Here is a 26,357-nt window from a genome sequence, read left to right on the forward strand (position 1 = left end):
TCCCCCTCTCCCACTGCGGGGGAAAGGAAGGTCACCTTCGCCCGTCCTCCAGCACGAAGCCGGCGCCGCGGTCGGCGATCATGATGGTCGGGGTGTTGGTGTTGCCGGAGGTGATGGTGGGCATCACCGAGGCGTCGATGACGCGGAGCCCCTGAAGGCCCATCACCCGGAGGCGCGCGTCCACGACCGCCAGCGGGTCGGACTCCAACCCCATCTTGGCCGTGCCCACGGGGTGGAAGATCGTGGTTCCGATCTCGCCCGCCGCCTTCGCCAGGGATGCGTCGTCGTCGCCCACGGCCGGTCCGGGCAGGTGCTCCCGTGGAGCGAACGGGGCCATCGCCGGCTGGGCCATCAGCCGGCGGGTCACCCGGATGGCGTCCGCCGCCACCCTCCGGTCCTCGTCGGTGTCCAGGTAGTTCGGCGCGATCCGGGGCGCGTCGGCCGCATCGCCCGAGCGCAGCCGGATCGTCCCGCGTGAGGTGGGCCGCAGATTGCACGCCGCCACCGTCACCGCCGGGAAGCGGTGGAGGGGCTCGCCGAACCGGTCCAGCGACAGCGGCTGGACGTGGAACTGGATGTTGGGTCGCTCGTGGTCTGGCGACGAGACGGTGAAGATGCCGAGCTGCGAGGGAGCCATGGTCAGCGGGCCCGTGCGGAACAGGGCGTACTCCGCGCCCATCAGCCCGCGCGTGATCAGGTTGTGGTAGCGCTCGTTCAGCGTCGGCACGCCGCTGACCCGATAGATGGCCCGCTGCTGGAGATGGTCCTGCAGGTTGCGTCCCACGCCGGGGCGGTCCAGCATGACCTGGACGCCGCTTTCCGCCAACCAGTCGCGCGGCCCGACGCCCGAGAGTTGAAGGATCTGGGTCGAGCCGATCGAGCCGGCCGACAGGATCACCTCGCGCCCCGCCCGGGCGGTGGCCCGCCCGCCCGGCCCTCGCCAGGCGACCCCCGTCGCGCGTCGTCCGTCGAACAGCACGCGCTCCACCTGGACGCCGGTCACGAGGCGAAGGTTCGACCGCTTGAGCGCCGGCGCCAGGAACCCCTTCGCCGCAGACCATCGCAGGCCGCGTCGCTGGTTCACGTGGAACAGGCCGACGCCCGTATTGTCGCCCGTGTTGAAGTCCGGCGTGGATGGCACGCCCATTTCGTTGGCCGCGCGTGCGATGGCGTCCAGCACCGCCCACCGCACGCGGGGAGGCTCGACCCGCCATTCGCCGCCCACGGCATGATGCTCGCTCTCGCCCAGGAAATGGTCGTCGAGCCGCCGGAACGCCGGCCGCACGTCGTCCCAGCCCCAGCCGGGCAACCCCAACTGCCGCCAGTGGTCGTAGTCGGCGGCCTGGCCGCGCATGGAGATCATGGCGTTGATGGCCGAGGAGCCGCCCACCACCTTGCCCCGCGGGTACTTCAGCGCGCGCCCGTTCAGCCCCGGTTCGGGCTCGGTCTCGAACAGCCAGTCCGAGCGTGGGTCGCCGATGGCGAACAGATAGCCGACCGGGATGTGAAACCAGATCCAGTCGTCCCGCCCGCCCGCTTCCAGAAGCAGCACCCGGTTGCGCGGGTCGGCGGACAGGCGGTTGGCGACGACACATCCGGCCGATCCGGCGCCCACCACGATGTAGTCGTACTCGCCGTCGAGGGAATCCGCCTGAGCCATCGGTCGTTCATGCGCGAAACGGGTCGCCGTCGCCAGTCCTGTCCCGCCCGTCCCGTCGTGCGGAGGTCAGCCGGCTGCGCGCAGGCGAGGGGCTACACGGGCGGCGATGGCCCGGCCCAGGCGGCGCACGCCTTCGTCGATCACCTCGGGTGAAGGCAGCGAGAAGCTGAGCCGCAGCGAGGCCGCGCGCGGCGCCGTGGCGAAGAACGGCGCGCCGGGCACGAAGGCGACCCGTTCCTCGGTCAGCGCGGCCTCCAGCAGCATCGCCCCGTCGAGGCCGTCGGGAAGCTCGACCCAGGTGAACATGCCGCCCCGGGGCGAGGTCCACGTCACCCCCATCGGCATATGCCGCGACAGCGCCTGTTGCATCGCTTCCGAGCGTGCGGCGTAGGCGACCCGCAGACGCCGCAGGTGCGCCTCGTAGTCGCCCTCCAGCAGGCGGGCCGTCACGATCTGGTTGATGGTCGAAGCGTGAAGGTCGGCGCCCTGCTTCAGCAGGATCAGCCGTTCGATCACCGCCCGCGGCGCGCACACCCAGCCCAGGCGCAGGCCGGGCGAGAGGGTCTTGGAGAAGGTGCCGCAGTAGAGCGTGCGTCCCGCCTCGACCGAGCCGCTACGCGCGGCGTCCAGCGCCAGGATCGAGGGAAGCTCGCCGTCCCCGAACCGGAGGTCGCGATAGGCCGCATCCTCGACGATCGTCAGGCCGTGGTCATGGGCCAGGTCCAGCAGTCGCTCGCGCCCGGCGAGGTCGAGACTCCGGCCGGTGGGGTTGGCGAAGTCGGGGACCACATAGGCCAGCCGCGCCCCCGGCCGCGTGTCGCCGTCGAGATCGGCGTAGGCGGGTTCGCAGGCGTTGAAGGCTCCCAGGGCGCCCATGTAGGTGGGGCGCTCCACCAGGACCGTGTCGCCGGGGTTCAGGAACAGCCGGCCGATCAGGTCCAGGGCCTGCTGCGAGCCGGTGGTGATCAGGACGTTGTCCGCACCGCATGGCGCGCCCGACGCGGCCATCCGCGCCGCGATCCATTCGCGCAGCTCGGGCAGGCCTTCGGTCACCGAATACTGCAACGCCCGCCCCCCGATCTCGGCCGCCGCCTCGGCGAACAGCGCGCTCATCCGTTCGGCGGGGAAGAGTTGGGGATCGGGGATGCCGCCGGCGAACGAGATGACGTCGGGTTGATCCAGGAGCTTGAGCAACTCGCGGATCTCGGAGGCGCGCACGCGCGTCATCCGGTGGCTGAAACGGTCGGTCCAGATGTTCATCGAAAGTCTCCATCGGCGTGTTGCGGATGGAGAGGTCGCCCGGCCGATCCATCCGCGTGTGGCGGGGATCGTCGGGCGGTGGCGGCGGATCAGCCGCGCATGGCCTCGCAGACCCCCGTAAGGGGGGCGGCTACCTGCGAAGACTGCGGGGTCCGGCGGCTCATGACGCAGGCCTTGTAGCAGGGCGGTCGCGGCCTGTCAGGCGCCGCTTCGGTGGGATTGGCCTTCCATCCCTGGCGGGCCGCCCTATGACGGCGCGCGGTCGGCCCGCAACAGCGCCAGGGCCTCGGCCTGCTGGCGGATGATGTCGAGCAACTCTTGCTCGCGCAGGGCGTCCACCTTGTCGTGCAGGTGCATGATCTCGAGTTCCGCCCGCAGGTTGACCAGGTAGTCGTGCTCGGCCGCCTTGCGGTCGCGCTGGGCGGCGCGGTTCTGGCTCATCATGATGATCGGCGCCTGGATCGCCGCCAGGGTGGACAGCATCAGATTCAGGAAGATGAAGGGATAGGGATCGAACGACAGGCCGAAACCCTTCGTGAGGACGTTCCAGGCCATCCAGCCCAGCAGCGCCACCGCGAAGCCTATGATGAAGCCCCAGGAGCCGCCGATGTCGGCCACCCGGTCGGCCAGCCGTTCGCCGCGGGAACGTTCGTCCACCTTGAGTCGTCCATCGACCTCGGTAGGGGCTTCGGTGGCGATGAGGTCGATCACGCTGCGCTGGACGTCGGTGAGGTCCTTGTAGGCGCAGGAGAGCAGGTCGTGGGAGAGCTGTTCGCGGGCGTCCGGCTTCATTCGCGTCTTCCCTGGGCGTATTCGGAGACTCAGGAGCGTTACGGGAGATCGCGATGACGGCAAGCGGCAAGGCTCAGGCCGACGGGCGCAAGACCGTCTTCATCACCGGCGCGGCCAGCGGTATCGGCCTGGCGGCCGCGAGGCGGTTCGCCGCCGCCGGCTGGTTCGTGGGTCTTGCCGACATCGACGTGAAGGGCCTGGCCGGGGCGCTGGCCGCCATCGGCCCGGACAACGGCGTCGTCTGCAACCTCGACGTCCGCCATCGCAGCGGCTGGAAGCGCGAACTGGCGGCGTTCGCCCGGGCCACGGGCGGGCGTCTGGACGTGCTGGTCAACAACGCCGGGGTCGCCCGCGGCGGCTATCTCGAGGCGCAGAGCGCCGATGACGTGGACCTCCAGCTCGATGTGAACATCAAGGGCGTTATCAACGGTTGCCAGGCCGCCTTCGACCTGCTGGCCGGCACGCCGGGCGCGCTGGTGGTCAACGTGGCTTCGGTGGCGGGGGTGGTGGCGCCGCCTCGAATGGCCGTCTACGCCGCCACCAAGTTCGCCGTGCGCGGTCTGTCCGAGGCGTTGGAGGCCGAGTTCGCCAGGATCGGCGTGGGCGTGCGCTGCATCATGCCCTGGTTCGTCGACACGCCGCTGCTCGACAAGGCGCGTTTCTCAGGGAACGAGGACCTGCGCGTATCGCTCCGCCATCAGAAGGTGCCGATCTACCCGGTCGAGGACGTGACCGAGGCGATCTGGGCGGCCGTGACGGGACCGCGGCGCACGCTGCATCATCTGGTCGGCGCCCAGGCTCGGCGGGTCGGCTTCCTGAGCCGATTTGCGCCCCGCTTCGTCAGGTCGCGCCTGAGCCGGCAGGTTGAGGCGATGTGAGGCGCGCTTCCTCGGTGGCGGCCGGCGCGGGCGGGCTGGGCGCCGGCGTTCGAACCGGAGGCGAGGCCGCGGCCGGAGCCGGTGGCGCGATCGTCTTCGCCTTCGCCTCTCGAGCGACCTCCGGCGGTTTGGGCTCGGTCGGCTTCGCGGGGTCTTTCGGCGCAGGCCGGGCTTCCAGGGACGCCTCGATGGCGGACTCCAGCGTGCTGGCGAGGACCAGGTCCGGCGCGCGGACGCTCGTAGCCGCTGTCATCACAGCCCGGTCGATCGTCGATGGCGACGGCCCGTTCCGCGCCACACGATAAGGCGCGAACCGGTAGAAGACATGGGCGCCCACGTTGGCCACCCGCAACATCTGCGGGGCCCAGACCGGCGAGACGGCGGTCGTATGGAAGTGTGTGGCGGCCCCGATGTCGGCCTGGATCACGCCGGCCAGGGCCCGGGTGGCCACGGCGCGCGCGCGATCCCAGGCCAGGGGCTCGCGGGGCCTGCGGGCGGAGCCGTCGCAGGCGAAGCTGAACTGGCAGCCTTTGCGCCCGGCTCCCTGGTAGACGACGGCGCAGACCGAGCCTGGAAACGCCGGGTGTTTCACGCGGTTCAGAACCACCTGGGCCACGGCCGCCTGGCCGCGATCGCTCTCGCCGCGGGCCTCATAGTAGACGGCGCTGGTCAGGCACTCCAGTTCGCTGCGGCGGGTCGGGCCCGGCCGCGCCTCGCCGGCGGGCCCGGACTCGACCGCGTCCGCGCCGAACGTAAGGCCGTATATCGCAAGGCCGGCGCCGAGGCCGGGCGCCTCCGGTGGTTCGCCCGCGTATCCGCTGGCCGCCGCATGGGTCAGCTCGCGGGCGTAGGCGTAGTCGGCCGTGCGATCCACGAGGCCGAAGAGAAGGAATGCGGCGCCCAGGCCCAGGCCCATGCCTGCGCCCGCCAAAGCGGCGCCCAGCGGCGCACGCCGGTCGGCGCGCGCCAGGAATCCAAAATGCAAAACTGACGGTCCTCAGCGGCGAGGGCGTCTGCGCCCCCCAACCTCACCTGTCGCCCCGGAAGCCCCTGCTCATGCTGGCAGCGTCCGCCGGCAGGCCTGGTCCCCGAGATCCGTTGTGGGGGCAGGCGACGGCAAATGGTGAAGGCCGTATGAATGACCGAAGGGTGCTTGGCAACACTTTTTTGCGTCGCAGCATTAACGCCGCCGGATCCTCTGGTTCCGGGTGAGATCGTGTGGCGACGTCAGGCTCCTGTAAACCCGAAAGAATTCGCCCCGGTTCCCGGTATGGGGGTATTCTTCTGTGTTAACGTCCGTCTATTCCTCAGTCTGTTCGCATTAACCTTGGCTACCAACCGGGTGAGCTTGCAAGGAACCGTTCTCGCTGTCGCATGTTCTGTACGGCGGAGGTTCCCACATGATCACCCCGAAGCTTCTGATCCCGCTCGCCGCCGCCTTTGCTCTCGCCGCCTGCGGCCATAACGTCGAACAGCGCGCCGCTACGGGGGCCGTGGCCGGGGCCGTGGTGGGAGGCCCTGTCGGCGCCGCCGCCGGCGCAGCGGCCGGAACCGCGGTCAGCAAGACCGTCGATCGTTGAGCTGATTGCGGCGTGTCGCCGCATCTGGCGTGCGACTTGCTGCGTATCCCGGGAGAACTTCAGGAGAGCGCAGGATGCGCCACATCATGATCGCCCTCGCCACTCTGATCGGAGTGCTGCTGGTGGCCGCCAACGCGGCGAACGGCGCCTTCCACTAAGGGACCCGCTGGGCCGTCGGGATCGTTACGCGGCTCGGACCGCGCGCGGATCGTTCGCCACGGCGCCCGGAGGTCGCCGAGGGGCTCAGGCTCCGATCGGGTTGCGCGGATCGAGGGGCAGGCCCTGGGCCTGGCGGCGCTTCAGCAGGCGAAGCCAACCGTGGAAGGCCTCGCAGTCCAGGCCGTGCATCATCAGCCGGTAGCCGGCCTGCCAGGTCGACAGCGGCACCAGGGGATGGCCGTTCTTGACGAAGGCCATGTGGTAGTCCGCGCCCAGGATCTTGCCGATGTAGATGGCGACCGTTTCGTCCAGTTGCAGGCTGTTGGACGCCCGGATGAAGTCGGCGCGCGGCAGCATGAGCGCATAGAGCGGGGTGTAGACCTCGATGGCGGTCTGCGCGTCGGCGAAGTTCAGCGGACCGTCCGGAAGCGGCGCCAGATCGAACGGCTCGTCCGAGATCATGGAGAAGTCCACACGCTCGACCGGAACCAGGTCCCGTCCCTGCGCCCGCAGCGAGGCGTTGAGCTGGATGATGAAGTTGAAGACGTTCAGGTCGTGCTGGAGGAAGACGTTGGCCTCTAGGTCCTTCAGCGTCCGTGGCCGCAACGGAACGGTCTCCACCTCGACAGGTCCTGCGTTGGCCTTGATGAACGCCAGCAGTTCGGTGCCGATGTGGAAGTGGCGCAGGATCAGCATGTTGGCGTCCGGGGTGCAGAACACCTTGAGACCCCAGTGGATCAATCGGTGCAGCGTCCCGTTCAGGTTGGGATGATGCGGCGAGATCCCGCGGAGCAGCTTCACCAGCAGGAAGAAGGCGAACACCGCCGGCCGGACGACCGGGAACATCCAGCGGCGCGACCAACTCCGGTTGCCGCGCAGCAGGGCCGTCTTCGCCACCGGATCAATGGGCAGGGAATTGTCGAGGTAGAGAGCCAGCCAGGGGTCCGGATCGCGGGGATCGTAGGACGCGATGTCGAAGTCGCGGTCGCTCACGCCACGATCTCCTCGATCTGCAGGGCGTAGAGCCGCGCCGTGACCTCGGCGGTCCGGACGATGCGGGCCGCCACCGCCGGATCGGGCAGCACCAGACCCAGCATCGCCTCGAATTCCTGGATGTGATCGGCGTCGTTCTCGCCGTGATACAGCAGGAACCGCACCGCCTCCTCGGGCAGGCCCAGCCGGTCGCGGACCAGGGCGCCCCATTCGGCCGCCTTGATCGAGCCCAGTCCCTCGACGATCCACATGGCGCCCAGCAGGCCGAAGGGATCGGGCTTCGACGCCTCGTGGAACATCCAGGCGGACAGCGCCTCGGAGCCGATGTTCTTGGGGGCCGTCTCGATCGTCTCGCGTGCGCCGCCGGTCGCCACGTAGTCGGCGTCCAGCAGCCGGAAGTCGCGGTGTTCGGTCACGGCGTGACGCATCAGTGTCGAGCGCAGTTCCAGGTGATCCTCGCCGATATTGGACGCCGCGCGCGACATCCAGAGTGCGCCGTCCTTCACCTGCTGGCGCAGGCCGATCAGGAAGGCCCGGTAGTCGTCCAGGGTGAACCGGCCCCGCGTCAGGCGGCGGATCAGCGGTGTCGCCTCCAGCCGCCCCTCGAAGTCGGCGAACACCACCGCCAGACGGCGCAGGACGTCGGCCACGTCGTCGCTCATACGGCCTCCAGCAGCATGAAGCCCACGAACGCCCGGCCGCTCTCGGGCACCACGCACAGCACGGTCTCGCCACGCTTCAGCCGCCCGGACTTCAGGAACGCATCCAGCATCACCCAGATCGAGGCCGAGCCGACATTGCCTACGGTGGCCAGGTTGGAGAACCACTTCTCCTCGGGGATCATGCCGGCCGTCTTCTCCAGCAGGCCCACGATCTCCTCGCGCAGCGAACGCGCCGAGTAGTGGCAGAGCAGATGGTCAACCTCCGCCGGCCGTATGCGGCCCCGGTCCACCTTTTCCAGATAGACGCCCACCCAGGCCCGGATCACCCGCTTCAGCAGCTCGAAATCCTGGAGCAGCGCCACCGCGCCGGCTGCGTGCGCCGCGGCGGGGCCGGCGTGGCTCCAGGTCGCCAGGGGATCGGCGCGATCCTCCACGGCGGCGCCCGCCCACATGCAGGGGTCGAACCGCCCCGCCAGCGACACCAGGTCGATGAACCGGACCTTGAGCGACAGGCCCTCGGGCCGCGGCCGAGGCTCCATCACCACAGCGCCGGCGCCGTCCGAAAGCGTGAAGCGCAGGTAGTCGGCCTCGGCCCTCAGGCGCCCCTTGGCGTCGACCAGCGCCGTGCCTTCGTAGAATTCGGGCCGGAACCACCGCGACGAGAATTCCCCGGCGCATGCCGCCACCACCTCGTGCTCGCCGGCCCGCACCTGGAGCCAGGCCGACTTGGCCGCCATCAGCGACGATCCGCAGACGGACTGGAAGCTGGCGATCTCCAGCGGGCCGCCGCCCAGTTCGCCATGGACCGCCGCGGCGTGGCCCGGCACGAGATAGTCGCCCTGGGTCGTAGCCGTGGCCAGGAAGCGGAGGTCGCCCCGCCCCAGCCCCGCCGCCTCAAGCGCGCCGCGCACGGCCTCGGCGCACATGCCGGCGTTGGAGGCCATCGGCCTGCCGTCGGTGTCCAGGGCGTAGTGCCGCGTCTCCACGCCGTTCCAGCGCAGGGCGCGGCGGCCCAGCAGGCTGTCGCGCCCGCCGATCCGGCCCAGATGGTCCTCCATCCGGTCCACGCCCACGGGCGGACCCGGCAGGAACGCGCCTGCGCCTGTGATGAACGCGTCCCGAAGCACCGACATGGTCCAGAAGTAGCACCGCCGCCGCTCGACGCACGCGGTTTGACGCCTGTTCGCGGGCGCCCGGGCCGGCTAGCGTGCCGTCAAACAAGGGGGACGCTCATGATCCGCACCGCGCTGACGGCCCTGGCCGCACTCTGCCTCGCGACATTCGTCGCGGCGCCGCTCCAGGCCGCGGACAAATACGCTGCCAACGATGGCGTGAAGATCCACTACGTCGCCGAGGGCCAGGGGCCGCTGATCGTCCTCATCCACGGCTTCCCCGACTACTGGGCCACCTGGAAGCCGCTGATGGCCGAGCTGAACAAGGCCGGCTACCGCACCGCCGCCCTCGACCTGCGCGGCTACAACCTCTCGGACAAGCCGGCCGGCGAGGCCGCCTACGCCATGCCGAACCTGATCGGCGACGTGGCCGCCGTCATCGCCGCCGAGGGCCAGCACAAGGCCATCGTGATCGGTCACGACTGGGGCGCCGCCATCGCCTGGCAGACCGCCTTCAACCGCCCGGACCTCGTGGACAAGCTGGTCATCATGAGCGTGCCGCACCCGGCCGGCATGGCCCGCGAGCTGGCCACGAACGCCGACCAGCAGAAGAACAGCCAGTACGCCCGCAACTTCCAGCAGCCGGGATTCGAGAAGAACCTGACCGCCGAGGGCCTGGCAGGCTGGGTGAAGGACCCCGCCGCCAAGCCGGGCTACGTCGAGGCGTTCCGGCGCTCGGACTTCACCGCCATGCTGAACTACTACCGCGTGAACTATCCGCGCGGCACGGGCGCCGAGGCGCAGACGCCTCTGTCCATGGCCAGCGCGAACCAGAGGGTGAAGGTCCCGACCCTCGTGATCCACGGCATGAAGGACACCGCCCTGAACGCCGCCGGCCACGCCGGGACCTGGAATTACGTCGACGCCGACAGCACGATCGTCATGCTTCCCGACGCCGCCCATTTCCTCCAGCACGACGCCCCGGACCTCGTGAACCGCACCGTCCGCGACTGGCTGAACCAGCGACGGTAGGGGCTATCCTTCCGAACGGGCGCCCATGCTGCCAGGCCGCTGTCAGCAGGCCTGCGCGAGGATGTGGCGGCCAGCCCGTGGAGCGCCTACTTTGGACGCCATGCCCAGCCCGTCCGCCCCGTCCGGGGTCGCCGACATGTCGGCCGCCTTCGACTACGATGAAACGACCCTGCCGATGCTCTGGAAGCCGCACCGCCCGGTGCGGCCGGAAAAGAGCGAGGGCGGCCGGCGGTTCAAGCTGGTCAGCGCCTACCAGCCGGCCGGCGACCAGCCGACCGCGATCGCCGACCTGGCGTCGGGCGTCGAAGCCGGCGAGCGGGATCAGGTGCTGCTGGGCGTCACCGGCTCGGGCAAGACCTTCACCATGGCCAAGATCATCGAGGAGACCCAGAGACCCGCCCTGATCCTGGCCCCCAACAAGACACTGGCGGCCCAGCTCTACAGCGAATTCAAGAGCTTCTTCCCCGAGAACGCCGTCGAGTTCTTCGTCAGCTACTACGACTACTACCAGCCCGAAGCCTACGTCCCGCGGACCGACACCTACATCGAGAAGGACTCCAACCGGAACGAGCAGATCGACCGGATGCGCCACGCGGCCACCCGCGCGATCCTGGAACGGGACGACGTCATCGTCGTGGCCTCGGTCTCGTGCATCTACGGCATCGGCTCGGTCGAGACCTACTCGGCCATGACGTTCTCGCTGAAGCCGGGCGACCGGATCGACGAGAAGAAGCTGATGGCCGACCTGGTGGCGCTCCAGTACCGGCGCAACGAACAGGCGTTCGAGCGCGGCACCTTCCGCCGCCGGGGCGACACCATCGAGATCTTCCCGGCCCACTACGAGGACCTGGCCTGGCGCATCAGCCTGTTCGGCGACGAGGTGGAGTCGATCGTCGAGTTCGACCCGCTGACGGGCCGGAAGACGACCGACCTCGACGGCGTGAAGATCTACGCGAACAGCCACTACGTCACGCCACGGCCGACGCTCCGGCAGGCCATCGATCGCATCAAGGTGGAGTTGAAGGAACGGCTCGACTGGCTGGTGGCCAACGGCAAGCTCCTGGAGGCCCAGCGGCTGGAGCAGCGGACCACCTTCGACATCGAGATGATGGAGGCCACCGGCTCCTGCGCGGGGATCGAAAACTACAGCCGCTACCTCACCGGCCGCCGGCCCGGCGAACCGCCCCCGACCTTCTTCGAATACATTCCCGACAACGCCCTGCTCTTCGTGGACGAGAGTCACCAGACGGTGCCCCAGATCGGCGGCATGTACCGCGGCGACTACCGGCGGAAGTTCACGCTCGCCGAGTACGGATTCCGCCTGCCGTCCTGCATCGACAACCGGCCGCTCAAGTTCGAGGAGTGGGACGCCATGCGGCCGGACAGCGTCTTCGTCTCGGCGACGCCCGGCCCGTGGGAGATGGAGCGGACCGGCGGCGTCTTCGCCGAGCAGGTGATCCGCCCGACCGGCCTCATCGATCCGCCGGTCGAGGTGAAGCCGGTGGCGAAGGACGGCTTCAGCCAGGTGGACGACGTCATCGACCAGGTGCGGCAGGTCACCCGCCAGGGCTATCGCGCCCTCATCACCGTCCTCACCAAGAAGATGGCCGAGGACCTGACGGAGTACATGCACGAGCAGGGCCTGCGCGTGCGCTACATGCACTCCGACGTCGACACGCTGGAGCGCATCGAGATCATCCGCGACCTGCGGCTGGGCGCTTTCGACGTGCTGGTGGGCATCAACCTGCTGCGCGAAGGTCTCGACATCCCCGAGTGCGGACTCGTCGCCATCCTGGACGCCGACAAGGAAGGCTTCCTGCGCTCGGAGACCTCCCTGATCCAGACCATCGGCCGGGCGGCGCGGAACGTGGACGGCCGGGTCATCCTCTATGCCGACAGCGTCACCGGCTCCATGGAGCGGGCGATGGCCGAGACCGCGCGTCGCCGTGAGAAGCAGCAGGCCTACAACCTGGAACACGGCATCACGCCCGAGAGCGTGAAGAGCCAGATCAAGGACATCCTCGCCAGTCCTTACGAGAAGGACCACGTCACGGTGCCGGCCGGCGTCGCCGAGGGTGACAAGCCGTTCTTCGGCGACAACTTCAAGTCCACGCTCAAGGACCTGGAGGCCCGCATGCGCGAGGCCGCCGCCAACCTGGAGTTCGAGGAGGCCGCCCGCCTCCGCGACGAGGTCAAGCGCCTGAAGATGCTCGACCTGGAGTTCGCCAACGAGATGCTCACCGGCGAAGGAGAGGCCGTGGACAGGGGCGCCGTGAAGCGCGTGAAGGCCGAGGTGCGCGCGGAGAAGGCGGAGGCGTTCCGAAAGGGGCGGGGGCGGCGGTAGGGGGCTTGAAGCGCTGCCCCATCACGAACTCGCCGTCAGTTCTCCGCGATTGATCCGCCAGTAGCGGACGAAGTCCGCCCGTTCGGCGGCGAAGCGTTCGGCCCACTCGGCCGGCACCTCGGAGCGCGGTTTGCGCACGGCGGGCGCTGTGGATGCGGCGGGGTTCGTGGCGGATGGCGGGGGGATGTCGAACGCGCGGGCGATGGCCGCCACGCCGGCGTCCACGTCCCGCGCCAGGTCCTCGTAGAACAGGTCGATCCGCGGGGCGGGGCTCTCCTCCAGGAAACGGGTCCAGTAGTATTCCTGGTTGAGGATGTTGCGGGCGTGGAGTTCGATCTTGTCGGCGTCGAACGGGATCTGGCGCTGGCGCGCCTCCAGGTCGCCGACCACCACGTCCCGCTCGTGCCAGAGTTCGGTCTCCACCGCGAGGGTCAGCGAGACGGCCTGGGCCACGAAGTCCTCGCGCCGAAGGAAGACGATCAGGTCCAGCGGTTCGTAGAACGAACGGAAGAGGTCGAGCCGCCGCGCCGCCTGGAAGCGCCACCAGTCGGTCTTCAGGCCGAACACCCCGTCCTCGGAGGCGAAACTCGCCGCGATATAGGCTTCGAAATCGTCCAGGTTCGGCGTCGGAAACAGGCGGTCGAACTGCGAGATGTAGGCTTCGTTCAGGAACTCGTCCGGAAAGCCGAGGTGGCCGTACTCGCCGATCCGGGAGCAGAGGAGGGTGCTGCCCGTCCGCCCCGACGTGGCGATCAGGTAGCGCCGGATGGTCTCGCCCGGCGGCAACCGATCGTAGAACGGATTGTGCGCCCGCTCGCTCAGCCTGTCGCGAATCTCGCCCAGCAACCCACAATACTCCCACCCGCCGGACGCCGGAGAAGGGCACGGAAATGTGGCGACAATGTCCCTGCCAGGTTGCGCAATGTTTCGACTGCACGGCCAGCCTGCGAGAATGTGTGGGCCCGGCGCCGCCTCGCGTGGCCGGAAGTCCTCACCCCAACCTGTACGGCGATCGACTGGCGCCATTCATGCGGGCGACAGGGAACCTGTGCTGTTTTCGGCCGTAGGTTGTAGCAGCAAGGTTGGCCGGTTGGGCGATCCATCGGGGGTCGTGGGCCGTATGTGACCTTGGGTGCGTCAGTCTTGAGGACCTTAAGAATGTCACCGTCTCTCAGCGTGGTCGCCGACAACGACCTGAAAGTCGTCCCCTCGAAGAACGAGACCGTCGCCGAGCGCGTGCGCCGGCTGCAGTCCGAGGCGAAGCAGCTCGCCAAGGATCATGTGAAGTCGCTGTCGGCCGCGATGGTCGAACTGGAGCAACTCGCCGCGGAGATCGCCGAGGGCGGCGACGCCTATTCTCCCGGGGTCCGCGAGGTGGCCCGCCAGCTCGCCGAGGAACTCGACAGTCGCGCCCACACGCTCGACGCCATCGCCGCGCGCACCTGATCCGGCCTGTCGCGCGCCATCGGGAGGCCCTGCCGCGGCCTGTCGGCGCGATGACGAAGACGATACTCGCCAACGTGCGACGCCGGCGCCAATGTTCCGTAACGTCATAGCGAAGACGTCATGCCGGCCTGTGGCGACGAGATGGGCCGGGGTGACGGGACCTTGAACGACTGGGCCCCGAACGACTGGGCCCCGAACGACTGGGCCTTGAGAGACTGGGCCTGGAGGAAGGCCGATGAGGAACGATGATGTCCGGTTTGCGGTCAACCTGGCGATTCTGACGGCGCATCGGCTGGGCGAGCCCCGCGTGCTGGAACTCTCGCCCGATCAGCTTCGCGACCTGCGGGACTCCGCCGACCCCGTCGACTGGGCGCCCGGCGTCCCGGATTGGGCGAGCGGGCCCATGGCCCGATACCGCGACCTTCGCGTCGCCGAGACGGCCGGCTCGGTCGGGCGGGTTCTGGCCTGGGACCGCGCCCGCGAGACCGAGATGGTGCAGCTCATCCCCTGGTGACGGACGAGCGACCGAGACGTGCAGGGTAGGGATCGGCGGGCATGAAAAAGGGCGACGCCTTCGCGCCGCCCTTTCCCGATTCATGGATCGATCGACGTCAGAAGACCTCGAAGAGCCCCGCGCCGCCCATGCCGCCGCCGATGCACATGGAGACGACCACGTGCTTGGCGCCGCGGCGCTTGCCCTCTTGCAGGACGTGGCCCGCGAGGCGCGCGCCGGTCATGCCGAAGGGGTGGCCGATGGCGATGGAGCCGCCGTTCACGTTGTACTTGGCCGGGTCGATGCCCAGCTTGTCGCGGCTGTAGAGGCACTGCGAGGCGAAGGCCTCGTTCAGCTCCCACAGGTCGATGTCGTCGACCTTCAGGCCGTGGCGCTCCAGCAGGCGCGGGATCGCGAAGACGGGGCCGATGCCCATCTCGTCGGGTTCGCAGCCGGCGACGGCCCAACCCTTGAACACGCCCAGGGGCGAGAGGCCACGACGCTCGGCTTCCTTGCCTTCCATGATCACCACGGCGGCGGCGCCGTCGGAGAGCTGGCTGGCGTTGCCGGCGGTGATGAAGTTGCCCGCGCCCTTCACCGGTTCGAGCTTGGCGAGGCCTTCGGCGGTGGTGTCGGGCCGATTGCACTCGTCGCGATCGACGACGGCGTCGACGATGGACTCGGCCTTGGTCGCCTTGTCCACGACCTTCATCTTGGTCTTCATCGGGACGATTTCGTCGGCGAACTTGTTCGCCTGCTGGGCGGCCGCCATGCGGCGCTGGCTCTCCAGGGAATACTCGTCCTGGTACTCGCGGCTGAGGTTGTAGCGCTTGGCGACGATGTCGGCGGTGTCGATCATCGCCATGAAGATGTCGGGGGCGACCTTCAGCAGTTCGGGGTCGAAGTTGTCCTTGCCCGCGCCCATGTTCGGCATCGAGATCGACTCGACGCCGCCGGCGACCACGGCGTTCGCGCCGTCGTTGCGCACGTAGTTCGCCGCCATGGCGATCGTCTGGAGACCCGACGAGCAGAAGCGGTTCACCGTCACGCCCGAGGCGGTGATCGGCAGGCCGCCCAGGAGGCCCGCCTGGCGGGCGATGTTGCCGCCGCCGTGGGCCACGTTGCCCATGACGACGTCTTCGATATCGGCCGGATCGACGCCCGACTTGGCCACGGCGTGCTTCACGGCGTGGGCCGCCATCGACACGGTGGGGGTCATGTTGAACCCGCCCCGGCCCGACTTGGCCAGGCCCGTACGGGCATAGGAGACGACGACGGCTTCACGCATTGAATATCCTCCCAACGATGGGTTTTGAGGCCCCGGTCGGGGCTGATGTTGGTCGGGCGCACCATATGCGCGGAGAGGCGCGGTTGGCCAGAGCGCGTGAACAGGAATCCGGATTCCGATTAAACGCCCGCTTGCGACGAGGATCTCCTGCGCGTCGCCATCGGCGAAACCCGCTTCCCCTTTCGTGCGCCGCGCACTAGGGGAGCAAAACGATCCGCACCCTTGCGCATGGGGAGTCCGCATGGCGGCCGCTGGGCCCTTCCGTTCCGCCGCCGTAGCGCTGGGGCTGGCCCTGGCCGTGGCCGGTTGCGGCCGCGACGCCGGCGGGGATGGGCCGCCCGAACGCGGCGACCAGGCGGTGGCCCGGGTCGATGGCCAGACGGTCTGGGCCTCGGACGTGAAGCGCGAGGCGGTCGCGCAGGGGCTCATCGGCGAGGGTGAGCCGCTGGATGCGTCGTCCGACCTCTTCCGGCGCATGATGGACGAGGTGGTCGATCAGAAGCTGCTGGCCGCCGAGGCGCGTCGGCGCAAGCTGGACGAGGATCCGGTGGCCCGCCGCCGGCTGCTCGCGGCCGAGGATCGGGTGCTGGGCGACATGCTGGTGCAGGCGACGGTCGCCGACGCCGTCACCGAGGACAACATCCGCCGCCTCTACGAAGAGCAGGAGAAACTGGCGCGGCGCTCGGAAGAGATCCACGCCCGCCAGATCGTGCTCGCCACCGCGGCCGAGGCCGAGCAGGTGCGCAAGCTGATCGCCGCCGGCGCTTCGTTCGAGGCGCTGGCGATGGAGCGGTCGCGCGACGCGGCCACCCGCTTCAACGGCGGTGACCTGGGTTACTTCACCCTGGACGTCATGCCCGAGCCTTACGAGGCGGTGCTCAAGGGGGCCCAGAAGGGGCAGATCGTGGGGCCGGCCCCCGTCGAGGGCGGCTTTGCGCTGATCAAGGTCGAGGACGTGCGCCCCGAGCAGCCGATCGCCCTGGAGGCCGCCCGCCCCCAGATCGTCCGTTTTCTCACCTACGACCGCATCCGCGACCTGCTTGAGACGTTGAGATCCAAGGCCAAGGTGGAAAGCCTGACCAAGCCCAACCCCGAGGCGCCCCGACCCGTACCCCCGGCCGACGCCCCGAAGGCGCCGGCCGCCAAGACCACGCCCGCGCCCCAGCCTGCGCACCAGCCCGCGCCCCCGCCCGCCGCCAAGGAGGCCGCCCGATGAGCCGAAAGCCCGCCAAGCCCCCGGTCGCGCTCAAGGCCAGAACCGGAGCCGCCAAGACCGTATCGGCGTCGAAGGCCGCGCTGGTCGCGGCGAAGCCGGTCGAGGTGGTCGGCCAGACGATCGAACGCGCGCTCGACCCCCTGGCCAGCGCCCTGAAGCGCGCGGCGCTCAAGCGCGCCGACAAATTCTCGCGGGCTTTCGACAATCCCGACAAGGCCGCGAAGGCCGACCCGGCGAAGGTCGACAAGGCGGCCATGCCCGTCTCGCCCCTCGCGGTCCCGTTCCCCAGGATGACGCCGGTGCGCGGCGTGACCATGGCGACCGCCAGGGCCGGCTTCTACAAGCACGATCGCGAAGACCTGCTGGTGATGGCCTTTCCCGAGGGTGCGAGCTGCGCAGGCGTCTTCACCCGCCACGGGGTGGGTTCGGCGCCCGTCGACTGGTGCAAGCGCCACCTGGAAGCCAGCAAGGGCGAGGGCGTGAAGGCGCTGGTGGTCAATGCGGGCTGCGCCAATTCCTTCACCGGCCGGCCGGGCGCGGACGCCGTGCGCCGGGTCGCCTCGGCCGTCGGCAAGCGCTTCGACTGCCGTCAGCGCGACGTCATGGTCGCCTCGACCGGCGTCATCGGGGTGCTGCTGGACGACGCCCGCATCACCGCGCGCCTGCCCGAGGCCGAGCAGCGTCTGACCGAAGACGGCTGGGGCGCGGCGGCCCGCGCGATCATGACCACCGACACCTTCCCGAAGGGCGCCTATGCCGAGGCGGATATCGACGGGACGACCGTGCGGATCGCCGGCATCTGCAAGGGCTCGGGGATGATCGCGCCCGACATGGCGACGATGCTCGCCTTCGTGGCCACGGACGCGGCGATCTCGCCCGGCGCGTTGCAGGCGCTTTGCAACCTCTACACCCGCAACACCTTCAATGCGGTCACTGTGGACGGCGACCGCTCTACCAACGACACCTTGCTGCTGTTCGCCACCGGCCAGTCCGGCGCGCCGAAGATCAGCCGGGCGGGCGACCGCCGGCTGGCCGACTTCCGGGACAAGCTGGAGGGCGTGTTGATGGACCTGGCCCATCAGCTCGTCCGCGACGGCGAGGGGGCGACCAAGTTCATCAAGATCACCGTCACCGGAGCCGAGACCGCAGCCTCGGCGCGAAAGATCGCCCGGTCGGTCGCCGACAGCCCGCTGGTGAAGACCGCCTTCGCCGGCGAGGACGCCAACTGGGGCCGGATCGTCATGGCGGTGGGCAAGGCCGACGAGCCGGTGGACCGCGACTCCATGAGCGTGAAGTTCGGACCGCACTGGGCGGCCCAGGACGGGCTCATCGCCGCCAGCTACGACGAGGCGAAGATGAGCGCCTACATGAAGAACGCCGAGCTGGAGGTGACCGTCGACGTCGGTGTGGGCCGCGCCAGCTCGACCGTGTGGACCTGCGATCTCACCAAGCGGTACGTCGAGATCAACGGCGACTACCGCAGCTGACGGCCGCGCAGCATCCCGATCACGTGCCGGAGGGGCGCGGTGGCGCGCCAGATGGTGGAGTTCTCGATCGCTGCGGCGCGAGCCAGAGCCACCTGAGCCGCGGCGACCGCTTCAGGCGCGCCCGCGGTGGATTGCTCCTCGGGGAGATCCAGCGCTGCGGCGCTGGCCTGGAACCGGGCGCGGCGCGTGGCGGCGTCCAGCCCGTCGGGCAGGCGACGGAGCGCCAGCAGGAACTCGGCGTCGCCCGGCGGCGTGGGCGTCAGGTTGGCCACCTCGAACGGCGCGAGGTCCAGGCGGCTGAGCAGGTCCAGCGCCTCCAGCATGGAGCGCGGCGTAAACACCCAGCAGTGCGCGTCGATATAGGTCTTCTCGGCGTCGGCCTGACGGCAAAGCGCGACGCAGCCGCGCGCGTACTCGCTCCAGGCGTCGTCGTCCCGCTCGGGCGCGCCCTCGGGCCGCGTCTCGTAGGTATGGTTGAAGATCTGGCGGATGTCGGGCCGGCGCAGGCCGCGCAGGTGGGCGTCCACGAACTCGCCGCGCGTGCTGACGGGCCGCGGCCAGTCGAAGGTGAAGCGCTTGTCCGGCACGACGAACAGGCCCAGGCCGCCGTCGCGCAGCACCGCCGCGATCTCCATCAGCCAGCCGAACATGTCCGGCACGTGCTCGATCACGTGGCTCGCGATGACATAATCGAAGGCCCGCTGGCCGCCGACCGCCTCCAGCAGCGTTTCCGCTCCCCAGAGGTGGTCCACCTCCACCAGGGCCGCGCGGTCGATGGGGTGGGCGGGGTCGGCGTACCACACGAGCAGTTCGGCGCGGGACGCTCGGTCCACATAGCCGATGTCGCCCATGGCGCGGCTCACGACGGGGCGATCGAGCGCGCCGATCTCGAGCCCGCGCTGACGGGCCGGATCGATCAGATCGAGGATCAGGCGGCGGTCCATGCCCGCTCGTACCGGGCCGTCCCGCGGGTGGCAATCGCCGCTGGGCTCAGGGCGCCGACCACGGCGGCGGCCGGCGCGGCGGGCTGGCGAGCTGATGATCGCTGTGGTCCAGGCTGAACAGCGGGCTGAAGAACGGGTCCTGCTTCAGCGTCTCGCCCCAGCGGCGGCGCATGTGCAGCACCTCGTTGCGGAAGCGGGCCTGGGCCTCGCCGGCCAGGTCGGCGCCGCGCGTGGCCGACTCGTGGTGGATCAGCTCGGCGTGCGGCGTCCAGACGATGTCGTAGCCGGCGGCCCGCACCTTGAGGCACAGGTCGATGTCGTTGAACGCGACGGCGAGGTTCTCGGCGTCCAGCCCGCCGACCTCGTCGAACACGGACTTCCGCATCGCCAAGCAGGCGGCGGTGACCGCGGTCACATTGCGGGGCGACTTCATGTGGCCGAAGTAGCCGGCGTCGTCGCCCGGCTGGCCCGCCGCCACGTGGCCGGCCACCCCGCCCAGGCCCACGGCCACGCCGGCGTGCTGGATCGTCCCGTCGGGAAAGAGCAGGCGCGCGCCCACGGCCCCGACGTTCGGTCGCACCGCCTGGGCCACGAGAGCGTCCAGCCAGTCGGGGTGGACCATCGAGATGTCGTTGTTGAGCAGCAGCAGGATCTCGCCCCGGGCCTCGGCGGCGGCCCGGTTGTTGAGCGCCGAGAAGTTGAAGGGCCCGGGCGCGTCCAGAATTCGCACGCGCGGGTCCTGGCGAAGACGCTCGAATAGGGCGGCGGTTGCGGGCTCGACGCTGCCATTGTCCACAATCAGCAGTTCCAGCGGCGCGTAGTCGGTCCGCGACAGCACCCCCTCGGCGCACTGGGCCAGGAGGTCGGCGCGGTCGCGGGTGGGCACGACGATCGAGACCCGCGGCCGGGGCGTCGGCGGCGCCCGGCGAACCGTGACCCAGCCCGGCGTGTCGGCCATGCGGCTGACGTCCAGAACGGGCTGGCCGGTGCGGGCTAGGTGCTCGGCCACCGCCCGCTGGGCGGCGTCGGCGCAACGGTCCATCTGGGCCTGTGAGAAGGTGGCCGGCCCGCCGAGCTGGCGCCAGTGGTAGAGGATCCAGGGGATGTGGCGGATGCGCTCCGGGGTCGTCAGCTCCGAGACCCGAAGGGCCAGGTCGTAGTCCTGGCTGCCCTCGAATCCTTCCCGCAGGCCGCCGACGGCCTCGATCAGCGACCGGCGGTAGACGCCCAGGTGGCTGACCATGTTCTGGCCCAGCATCAGCTCGGGGTTCCAGTCGGTCTTGATGTGCGGCTCGTAGCGGTGGCCGCGGTCGTCGATCTTGTCCTCGTCGGAATAGATCAGGTCGGTGTCGGGATGATCCTGGAGCAGGGCCGCCACTTCGTAGAGGGCGCGGGCCGGCAGGAGGTCGTCGTGGTCCATCAGCGCCACGAACTCGCCGGTGGCCAGGGCCAGGGCCGAATTCGTGGCGGCGCAGATGTTGCCGTTGACCTCGCGCCGCACGATGCGGATGCGCGGGTCGGCCTGTGCGTAGCGGGTGAGCGCGGCCCAGGTCTCCTCCCCCGGAGACGCGTCGTCGGCGATGCACAACTCCCAATGCGGGTAGAGCTGGGCGCGCACCGAGTCGATCGCTTCGGCCAGCAGGTCCGTCTTGGCGGCGTACACGGGCACGACGACCGAGATCGTCGGCGTCGTGCGGAAGCGGCGGATGTGGGCGGCGATGGCGCGACGGTCCTTGGATCGCAGCGTGTCGTAGCGCCGGACCCAGCCGGAATAGCCGATGGTCTCGCCCGGTCCCTCGTCCAGGACACCCCGGATGAAACGTGCGCCCACCGGGTGCGTCTCCAGGCGTAGCGCGGCCTTGTGGATCAGGGCGTGCGCGACCGGGACCCGGCGCACGAGGCCGAGCGCGCCGGCGGCGATGGCGTGGACGATCGAGGTCATGAACGCGGACGAGGATGGACGGCCCAGGATTCGGCCCAGGATTCAGCCCGAGATTTGGCCCGGGCCGTCCTGTGGAGTCTAGCGGTTGCTCCAGACGCCCGACGCGCCCGAGCTGCGGTCGCCGCCGCTGCGGTTGCGGTTCCGGCCGGCGCCCTTGAAGGCGGGCTTGCCGCCCGCCGGGCGGGGCGGGGCGCCCTCGGCGCGCTGACCGCCGCCGCCGCCCGCATGGCTGCGGTTGCGCTTCGGCGCGTGACCGCCGCGATGCGGCTGGGACTTGCCCTCGGCCTTGCCTTGAGGACGGCCCTGGGGTCGTCCTTGGCCGCGCTCGGGCCGTTCGGCCTTGCCGGCGGGTTCGGGCAGGGCCGCCGTCGCGGCGCCGAGCTGGCGGTCGTTGCGGCGGTCGAAGCTGGGGATGCGCTGGCGGGTCACCTTCTCGATGTCCTTCAGCAGGCCCCGCTCGTCGTCGGCGCAGAACGCGACCGCCGAGCCGTCGGCGCCGGCGCGGGCCGTGCGGCCGATCCGGTGGACGTAGGCCTCGGGCACGTTGGGCAGCTCGAACTGGACCACGTGGCTCACGGCGTCGATGTCGATGCCGCGGGCGGCGATGTCGGTGGCCACCAGCGCGCGCACCTCACCGGCCTTGAACGCCGCCAGCGCCCGCTCGCGCTGGCCCTGGCTCTTGTCGCCGTGGATGGCGGCGGCGTCGACGCCCACCTGCTCCAGGCCCCGGGCCACGCGGTCGGCGCCGCGCTTGGTGCGGGTGAAGACGATCACGCGCTTGAAGCTGGCGTCGTCGAACAGTTCGGCCAGCAGGGCGCGCTTGCGCTGCTGCTCGACGAACAGGACGCGCTGGTTGATCCGCTCCACCGTGGTGGCCTGCGGCGTCACCGAGACCTTCAGCGGGTTCGGGTTGAGGATCTCGCCGGCCAGCGTCTCGATCTCCTTCGGCATGGTGGCCGAGAAGAACAGGTTCTGCCGCGCCTTGGGCACGTAGCGTACGATCCGCCGGATCGGGACGATGAAGCCCATGTCCAGCATCTGGTCGGCTTCGTCGAGGACGAAGATCTCGACGCCTTCCAGCGTCATGGACTTCTCGGACAGATGGTCGAGCAGGCGGCCGGGGGTGGCCACCAGCACGTCGACGCCGCCGGCCAGGGCGCGCATCTGCGGGCCGTGCTTCACGCCGCCGAAGATGACGGCGACCGAGACGCCCATGTGCTTGCCATAGGCCTTGAAGCTTTCGCCGATCTGGGTGGCGAGTTCGCGGGTGGGCGCCAGGACCAGCACGCGGGCGCTGCGGCGCGGCGCAGGCCGGCGGTCGTCGGCCAGGCGGTGGAGGATCGGCAGGGCGAAGGCGGCGGTCTTGCCGGTCCCCGTCTGGGCGATGCCCAGCAGATCCTTGCCCGCCATGACGCCGGGGATGGCCTGCGCCTGGATCGGCGTCGGCTGGGTGTAACCCTCGTCGGCCAGCGCCTTGAGGAGCGGCTTGGCCAGGCCGAGGTCGGTGAATTGGGTCAAACGTTCAGTCTTTCGCGTATGCGACATGCGCGCCGGCTCGGAACGCTCCGAGGGCGCGGTGTCGCCGGTCTTTGGGGAGCGCCCCGCGTGATGGGCGATCTATGAGAAGTTTCTCACTGCGCTCGACAGGCTGAGCCTCGACGAAGAGGCTCCACGCGGCTGGAGCGTCGCTAGCGCTCATGAGGAGCGCAGGCGGCACATCGGGGTTTGCGACGGCGAAGTCAACCTCGCGGGACGGAATTGCGCTGGCCGTTGCCATTTGGCCGCAGGTCGTGGAAAGGCGCTTCCATGACGGAAGCCACCTCCAACAAATCCATCGTGCTGGTCGCCGCGGCGGCCCTGGTCGACGTCGACGGGCGGGTGCTGATCTGCCAGCGGCCCGAGGGCAAGCAGCTCGCCGGCCTGTGGGAGTTTCCGGGCGGGAAGGTCGAGCCCGGCGAGACCCCCGAGGCCTGCCTGATCCGCGAGCTGGACGAGGAACTGGGCGTCCGGGTGACGAAGGCCTGCCTGGCGCCCTTCGTGTTCGCGAGCCACGAGTACGAGAGTTTCCACCTGCTCATGCCGCTCTACCTCGTCCGGCGCTGGGAGGGCGTGGTGACGGCGAAGGAGCACAAGGCGATGGCCTGGGCGCGCCCGCGGGAGATGGACCGCTATCCCATGCCGCCGGCCGATGCGCCGCTGGTGGCGTGGCTGCGCGATCTGATCTGACACCATCGCTCCGCCCCGAACCGAACAGTTCGGGGCGGAGGACCGCGGAACGCGGTGGAGGGGGCGTCAGGCCCCTTCCACAGAGCTTGGGGCCTTGCGCCCCCTCCGTCTCGTCGCGTGCCGCGTCGATCCACCTCCCCCGTCGTCTTCGCGACAGGGGAGGACGTGGGAGGAGGGGGAGGCGCGTCTACAGTCCCGCCCGCCGGACGCTGCGGGGCGCCTTGGCGGCGTCGACGACGCACTGGCCGGGATCGGTCATGGCGTGGACGCCCAGGCAGTAGACGTCCTCGTAGTGCGTTCCCGCCGCGGCCAGACACTGGTGATAGTTGAGCTTGGCCATCCGCAGGCACTGGCCGGCGTTGCGGTCGGTCATCAGCCGCTTCGCCTCGGCGTCGCGGCCCAGGACGGTGAGTGCGGCGACGGCCACCCCGCGCGAGACGACGGGCGAGGCGCCGTTCCGCCGGCCGCCCTCGGCCAGGGCCTGGGTGAGCTGGGCGCGGTCGGCGGGCTCGGCGCGGTATCCGGCCGCCTGCTTTACGGCCGCCAGGCGCTGCGGGCCGTTCGAGATCCTGGCCCGCGACCAGGATTGGCGCTGGATCGAATACGAGGTCTTCTTCACCTGGGCGCCGGCGTTGGCCAGCGCCTCGCCGCGCCGGGCCACGGCGGCGTTGGCGCGGGCGGCCGCCGCCGATCCGCCGGGGAGGGCCAGCGCCGCGTCGGGGTCCTGGGCCAGCCGGCGGGCCAGGTCCCGCCCGCCGCCCTTGCTCGCCTGGGTCCGGATGGCCTGGACGAAACGCGGCTCCTGCAGGGCGGCCAGGGCGGCGTAGGCGATCATCGCCGACTCGAGCTGCTTGGGCTCATAGCCCGCCGCTGTGCGCAGGCGCTCGCCCAGTTGCGACGGGTTGGCGAAACCGGGGTCGATGGCCGCCGCGCGGCGCGTATAGGCCTCGAACGGACTGGCCTGGCCGGCGAGGCCGACGTCCACATAGGCCTGGGCCGCGCCCCCCCGAGGCGCGGAAGCGGTCGGCGGGGAGGCGGGCGGCGCCGAGGCGGCGCAGCCGGTGAGAATGACGGCGATGACGGCGGCGGCCAGGCCGCGGACGGATCTCGGGCGCATGTCGCTCCCCTCACGAAATGGCCCCCGCCTTCGCGGCGGACTGTCGCGCCCGTAAGGTTATCAAAGGCTTATGGTGACGCTTGCGTCGTGCGCCGGCCGGCTCAGGCGACGGGCGCCCAGCCCGTCAGGGTGACGATCTCGAACGTCGCGGGCATGCGGCCGTCCGGCGTGGCGAAGCGCTCGGCGTAGAGCTGGAAGGTGCGCTCGAGCAGCGCGCGGGTGAGCTTCCGGGGATGGCGGTCGGCCAGCACCCCGGTCTCGCCCATGCGGCGCAGGTCCAAGAGCAGCTTCAGCGGATGGTCGTAGGTGACGGTCACGGTGTCCACGTCGGCCACCGGCTGCACGAACCCGGCGCGCTGGAGAAGCCCCGCGGCGTCGCGGACGTCGGCGAAGGGCGACACGCGGCTGCCCGCGCCGCCCAGGATTTCGCTCTCGGCGGCCACCAGGGACTGGCGCAGCTCGGTCAGGGTCACGCCGCCCAGGAAGGCGCCGACGAACAGGCCGTCGGGCCGGAGAGCCCGGCGGGCCTGGATCAGCGCGCCCACCACGTCGTTGGTCCAATGCAGGCCCAGCACCGAGACGATCAGATCCAGGCTGCCCGGCGCGAAGGGCAGGCGCTCCTCGTCGGCCACGACGCGCGGGCCGGGCCGGTCGGCCAGCATCCGGGGCGACAGGTCGGCCTCGATCAGCGTCCCGACCTTGCCCGGCGCCTCTCGCGCCAGCGCCTCGGCGAAGGCGCCGCGCCGCGCCGAGAGGTCGACGGCCACGCTGAAGCTGCGCATGATGGGCGCCAGGCGCTCGGCGACGTCTTCCGCGGCCCGGCGGTGCAGGAAGTCGGCGTGGGCGAAGCCGGCCGCCGCCCGGTCCAGCCGCAGCCGGTGCAGGGCGCGGTCGAACAGCCGGGGCGGCGCGGACGTCGGGGCGTGGGGGGCGGGCATTGGACGGCGAAGAACCGGATTTCGTCGCGCGTTGGAAGCCGAAAGCGCAGGCGGCCTTCCGCACGGGCCTCGACATGCTGTTTCCGCCCCAGGCGCTGGACGGCGGGCCGCGGCCGATGGCGGGCGGCTATTCGGCGGCGGCCTGGACGCGCATCCGCTTCCTGGACGGTCCGGTCTGCGACGGTTGCGGCATCCCCTTCGAGTACGATCCCGGAGCCCGCTGCGCCGCTTGCCTGGCGAAGCCCCGCGCGTTCGATGCGGCGCGGGCCGCGTGCCTCTATGACGAGACCTCGCGCGATCCGATCCTGAAGCTGAAGCACGCCGACCGGGTGGACCTGGCGCCCATGCTGGCCCGCTGGATCAGCCGCGCGGCGGCCGAACTGATCGAGGAGGCCGACGCCATCATGCCGGTGCCGCTGCACCCGTTGCGTCTGCTGGGCCGGCGCTACAACCAGGCCGCAGAGATCGCCCGGCCGCTGGCGGCCATGACCGGGACGCCCTACCTGCCCGACGCCCTGGTGCGCCGCCGGGCCACCGCCAGCCAGGGCGGCAAGTCGGGCTCGGGCCGCCGCCGGAATGTGGCCGGCGCCTTCGATGTGCCGGCGCGACGGCGGCGGCAGGTGGAGGGCCTGCGCATCCTGCTGATCGACGACGTGTTGACCACCGGCGCCACGGCGGAGGGCTGCGCGCGGGCGCTGAAGGCCGCCGGGGCGGCGCGCGTCGATCTGGCCGTGGTGGCGAGGGTGCAGGCGCCGCCCGGACTCGCCATATGACGGGGCCGAGATATC

The 26,357-nt window shown here is 70.3% G+C and carries 24 protein-coding genes; 10 read left to right on the forward strand and 14 right to left on the reverse strand.

The genetic code is table 11. From position 1 onward, the window contains the following. Window positions 1-31 precede the first annotated feature (31 nt). The 3 genes from ABS78_RS06220 to ABS78_RS06230 all read right to left on the reverse strand — a co-directional run bounded on the left by ABS78_RS06220 (window position 32) and on the right by ABS78_RS06230 (window position 3,712). Window positions 32-1,660, reverse strand: a complete 1,629-nt coding sequence (locus tag ABS78_RS06220) for a GMC family oxidoreductase N-terminal domain-containing protein (RefSeq protein WP_293376132.1) — start codon at window positions 1,658-1,660, stop codon at window positions 32-34. A gap of 66 nt (window positions 1,661-1,726) precedes the next feature. After that, window positions 1,727-2,920 (reverse strand): PLP-dependent aminotransferase family protein, encoded by a 1,194-nt coding sequence (locus ABS78_RS06225; RefSeq protein ID WP_293376134.1) that lies wholly within the window; start codon window positions 2,918-2,920, stop codon window positions 1,727-1,729. Window positions 2,921-3,166: 246 nt separating this feature from the next. Further along, window positions 3,167-3,712, reverse strand: coding sequence for a DUF1003 domain-containing protein (locus ABS78_RS06230; protein WP_293376136.1), 546 nt, complete (start codon window positions 3,710-3,712; stop codon window positions 3,167-3,169). A 53-nt stretch (window positions 3,713-3,765) separates the two neighbouring features. On the opposite strand from ABS78_RS06230, the gene ABS78_RS06235 reads away from it, so the two are divergent. Beyond that, window positions 3,766-4,590, forward strand: coding sequence for an SDR family oxidoreductase (locus ABS78_RS06235; protein ID WP_293376138.1), 825 nt, complete (start codon window positions 3,766-3,768; stop codon window positions 4,588-4,590). On the opposite strand, the gene ABS78_RS06240 is transcribed toward ABS78_RS06235, so the two are convergent. Next, window positions 4,553-5,575, reverse strand: a complete 1,023-nt coding sequence (locus ABS78_RS06240) for a cell wall hydrolase (protein ID WP_293376140.1) — start codon at window positions 5,573-5,575, stop codon at window positions 4,553-4,555. The genes ABS78_RS06235 and ABS78_RS06240 overlap by 38 nt on opposite strands. A gap of 415 nt (window positions 5,576-5,990) precedes the next feature. Between ABS78_RS06240 and ABS78_RS06245 the strand changes: the two genes are divergently transcribed. Continuing rightward, the gene (locus tag ABS78_RS06245) at window positions 5,991-6,170 is read left to right on the forward strand and encodes a hypothetical protein (protein ID WP_293376142.1); all 180 of its coding nucleotides are present in this window, start codon (window positions 5,991-5,993) and stop codon (window positions 6,168-6,170) included. A 243-nt stretch (window positions 6,171-6,413) separates the two neighbouring features. On the opposite strand, the gene ABS78_RS06250 is transcribed toward ABS78_RS06245, so the two are convergent. The 3 genes from ABS78_RS06250 to ABS78_RS06260 are packed head-to-tail and all read right to left on the reverse strand — an operon-like array spanning window position 6,414 to window position 9,117. Then, on the reverse strand, window positions 6,414-7,322 hold the full coding sequence (locus ABS78_RS06250) for a hypothetical protein (protein WP_293376144.1): 909 nt from the start codon (window positions 7,320-7,322) through the stop codon (window positions 6,414-6,416). Next, the gene (locus ABS78_RS06255) at window positions 7,319-8,041 is read right to left on the reverse strand and encodes an iron-containing redox enzyme family protein (RefSeq protein ID WP_293376146.1); all 723 of its coding nucleotides are present in this window, start codon (window positions 8,039-8,041) and stop codon (window positions 7,319-7,321) included. The genes ABS78_RS06250 and ABS78_RS06255 overlap by 4 nt, the downstream gene beginning before the upstream one ends. Next, the gene (locus tag ABS78_RS06260) at window positions 7,981-9,117 is read right to left on the reverse strand and encodes a beta-ketoacyl-ACP synthase III (protein WP_293376148.1); all 1,137 of its coding nucleotides are present in this window, start codon (window positions 9,115-9,117) and stop codon (window positions 7,981-7,983) included. The genes ABS78_RS06255 and ABS78_RS06260 overlap by 61 nt, the downstream gene beginning before the upstream one ends. A gap of 99 nt (window positions 9,118-9,216) precedes the next feature. On the opposite strand from ABS78_RS06260, the gene ABS78_RS06265 reads away from it, so the two are divergent. Together ABS78_RS06265 and uvrB are read left to right on the forward strand one after the other, a co-directional pair. Beyond that, the gene (locus ABS78_RS06265; RefSeq protein WP_293376150.1) at window positions 9,217-10,128 is read left to right on the forward strand and encodes an alpha/beta hydrolase; all 912 of its coding nucleotides are present in this window, start codon (window positions 9,217-9,219) and stop codon (window positions 10,126-10,128) included. Window positions 10,129-10,228: 100 nt separating this feature from the next. After that, window positions 10,229-12,472: an excinuclease ABC subunit UvrB gene (gene uvrB / locus ABS78_RS06270; RefSeq protein ID WP_293376152.1), complete on the forward strand. Its 2,244-nt coding sequence runs from the start codon at window positions 10,229-10,231 to the stop codon at window positions 12,470-12,472. A 21-nt stretch (window positions 12,473-12,493) separates the two neighbouring features. Here uvrB and ABS78_RS06275 read toward each other — a convergent pair whose 3' ends face one another. Next, window positions 12,494-13,318 (reverse strand): Stf0 family sulfotransferase, encoded by an 825-nt coding sequence (locus ABS78_RS06275; protein WP_293376154.1) that lies wholly within the window; start codon window positions 13,316-13,318, stop codon window positions 12,494-12,496. Between the two features lie 312 nt (window positions 13,319-13,630). Between ABS78_RS06275 and ABS78_RS06280 the strand changes: the two genes are divergently transcribed. Beyond that, window positions 13,631-13,918, forward strand: a complete 288-nt coding sequence (locus ABS78_RS06280) for a hypothetical protein (protein ID WP_293376156.1) — start codon at window positions 13,631-13,633, stop codon at window positions 13,916-13,918. Between the two features lie 235 nt (window positions 13,919-14,153). Continuing rightward, window positions 14,154-14,432, forward strand: coding sequence for a hypothetical protein (locus tag ABS78_RS06285; protein ID WP_293376158.1), 279 nt, complete (start codon window positions 14,154-14,156; stop codon window positions 14,430-14,432). Between the two features lie 97 nt (window positions 14,433-14,529). On the opposite strand, the gene ABS78_RS06290 is transcribed toward ABS78_RS06285, so the two are convergent. Then, window positions 14,530-15,699: an acetyl-CoA C-acyltransferase gene (locus ABS78_RS06290; protein ID WP_293376160.1), complete on the reverse strand. Its 1,170-nt coding sequence runs from the start codon at window positions 15,697-15,699 to the stop codon at window positions 14,530-14,532. A gap of 241 nt (window positions 15,700-15,940) precedes the next feature. On the opposite strand from ABS78_RS06290, the gene ABS78_RS06295 reads away from it, so the two are divergent. Together ABS78_RS06295 and argJ are read left to right on the forward strand one after the other, a co-directional pair. Continuing rightward, complete coding sequence (locus ABS78_RS06295; RefSeq protein ID WP_293376162.1) at window positions 15,941-16,915, forward strand: peptidylprolyl isomerase; 975 nt, start codon at window positions 15,941-15,943, stop codon at window positions 16,913-16,915. Beyond that, entirely contained in the window at window positions 16,912-18,402 is a 1,491-nt protein-coding gene (argJ, locus tag ABS78_RS06300; RefSeq protein WP_293376164.1) for a bifunctional glutamate N-acetyltransferase/amino-acid acetyltransferase ArgJ, read from the forward strand. The genes ABS78_RS06295 and argJ overlap by 4 nt, the downstream gene beginning before the upstream one ends. Here argJ and ABS78_RS06305 read toward each other — a convergent pair. The 3 genes from ABS78_RS06305 to ABS78_RS06315 all read right to left on the reverse strand — a co-directional run bounded on the left by ABS78_RS06305 (window position 18,390) and on the right by ABS78_RS06315 (window position 22,806). Continuing rightward, window positions 18,390-19,346 carry a methyltransferase domain-containing protein gene (locus tag ABS78_RS06305; RefSeq protein ID WP_293376166.1) on the reverse strand — a complete coding sequence of 319 codons (957 nt, stop codon included), beginning with the start codon at window positions 19,344-19,346 and terminating at the stop codon, window positions 18,390-18,392. The two genes, argJ and ABS78_RS06305, sit on opposite strands and share 13 nt — an antisense overlap. Window positions 19,347-19,392: 46 nt before the next feature. Then, the gene (locus tag ABS78_RS06310) at window positions 19,393-21,288 is read right to left on the reverse strand and encodes a glycosyltransferase family 2 protein (RefSeq protein WP_293376168.1); all 1,896 of its coding nucleotides are present in this window, start codon (window positions 21,286-21,288) and stop codon (window positions 19,393-19,395) included. A 78-nt stretch (window positions 21,289-21,366) separates the two neighbouring features. Next, window positions 21,367-22,806: a DEAD/DEAH box helicase gene (locus ABS78_RS06315; protein WP_293376170.1), complete on the reverse strand. Its 1,440-nt coding sequence runs from the start codon at window positions 22,804-22,806 to the stop codon at window positions 21,367-21,369. A gap of 288 nt (window positions 22,807-23,094) precedes the next feature. On the opposite strand from ABS78_RS06315, the gene ABS78_RS06320 reads away from it, so the two are divergent. After that, on the forward strand, window positions 23,095-23,514 hold the full coding sequence (locus tag ABS78_RS06320; protein ID WP_293376172.1) for a (deoxy)nucleoside triphosphate pyrophosphohydrolase: 420 nt from the start codon (window positions 23,095-23,097) through the stop codon (window positions 23,512-23,514). A gap of 187 nt (window positions 23,515-23,701) precedes the next feature. Here the strand turns inward: ABS78_RS06320 and ABS78_RS06325 are convergent, their stop codons facing one another. Both ABS78_RS06325 and ABS78_RS06330 read right to left on the reverse strand, forming a co-directional pair. Further along, window positions 23,702-24,631 (reverse strand): hypothetical protein, encoded by a 930-nt coding sequence (locus ABS78_RS06325; protein ID WP_293376174.1) that lies wholly within the window; start codon window positions 24,629-24,631, stop codon window positions 23,702-23,704. A gap of 101 nt (window positions 24,632-24,732) precedes the next feature. Beyond that, on the reverse strand, window positions 24,733-25,569 hold the full coding sequence (locus ABS78_RS06330; RefSeq protein ID WP_293376176.1) for a methyltransferase domain-containing protein: 837 nt from the start codon (window positions 25,567-25,569) through the stop codon (window positions 24,733-24,735). A 116-nt stretch (window positions 25,570-25,685) separates the two neighbouring features. Here ABS78_RS06330 and ABS78_RS06335 point away from each other — a divergent pair, with 116 nt between their 5' ends. Then, window positions 25,686-26,342, forward strand: a complete 657-nt coding sequence (locus ABS78_RS06335) for a ComF family protein (protein WP_293376341.1) — start codon at window positions 25,686-25,688, stop codon at window positions 26,340-26,342. Window positions 26,343-26,357 lie beyond the last annotated feature (15 nt).

It is taken from the genome of Phenylobacterium sp. SCN 70-31 (genome assembly GCF_001724605.1).
In the GTDB taxonomy this organism is placed as follows: Bacteria; Pseudomonadota; Alphaproteobacteria; order Caulobacterales; family Caulobacteraceae; genus Phenylobacterium.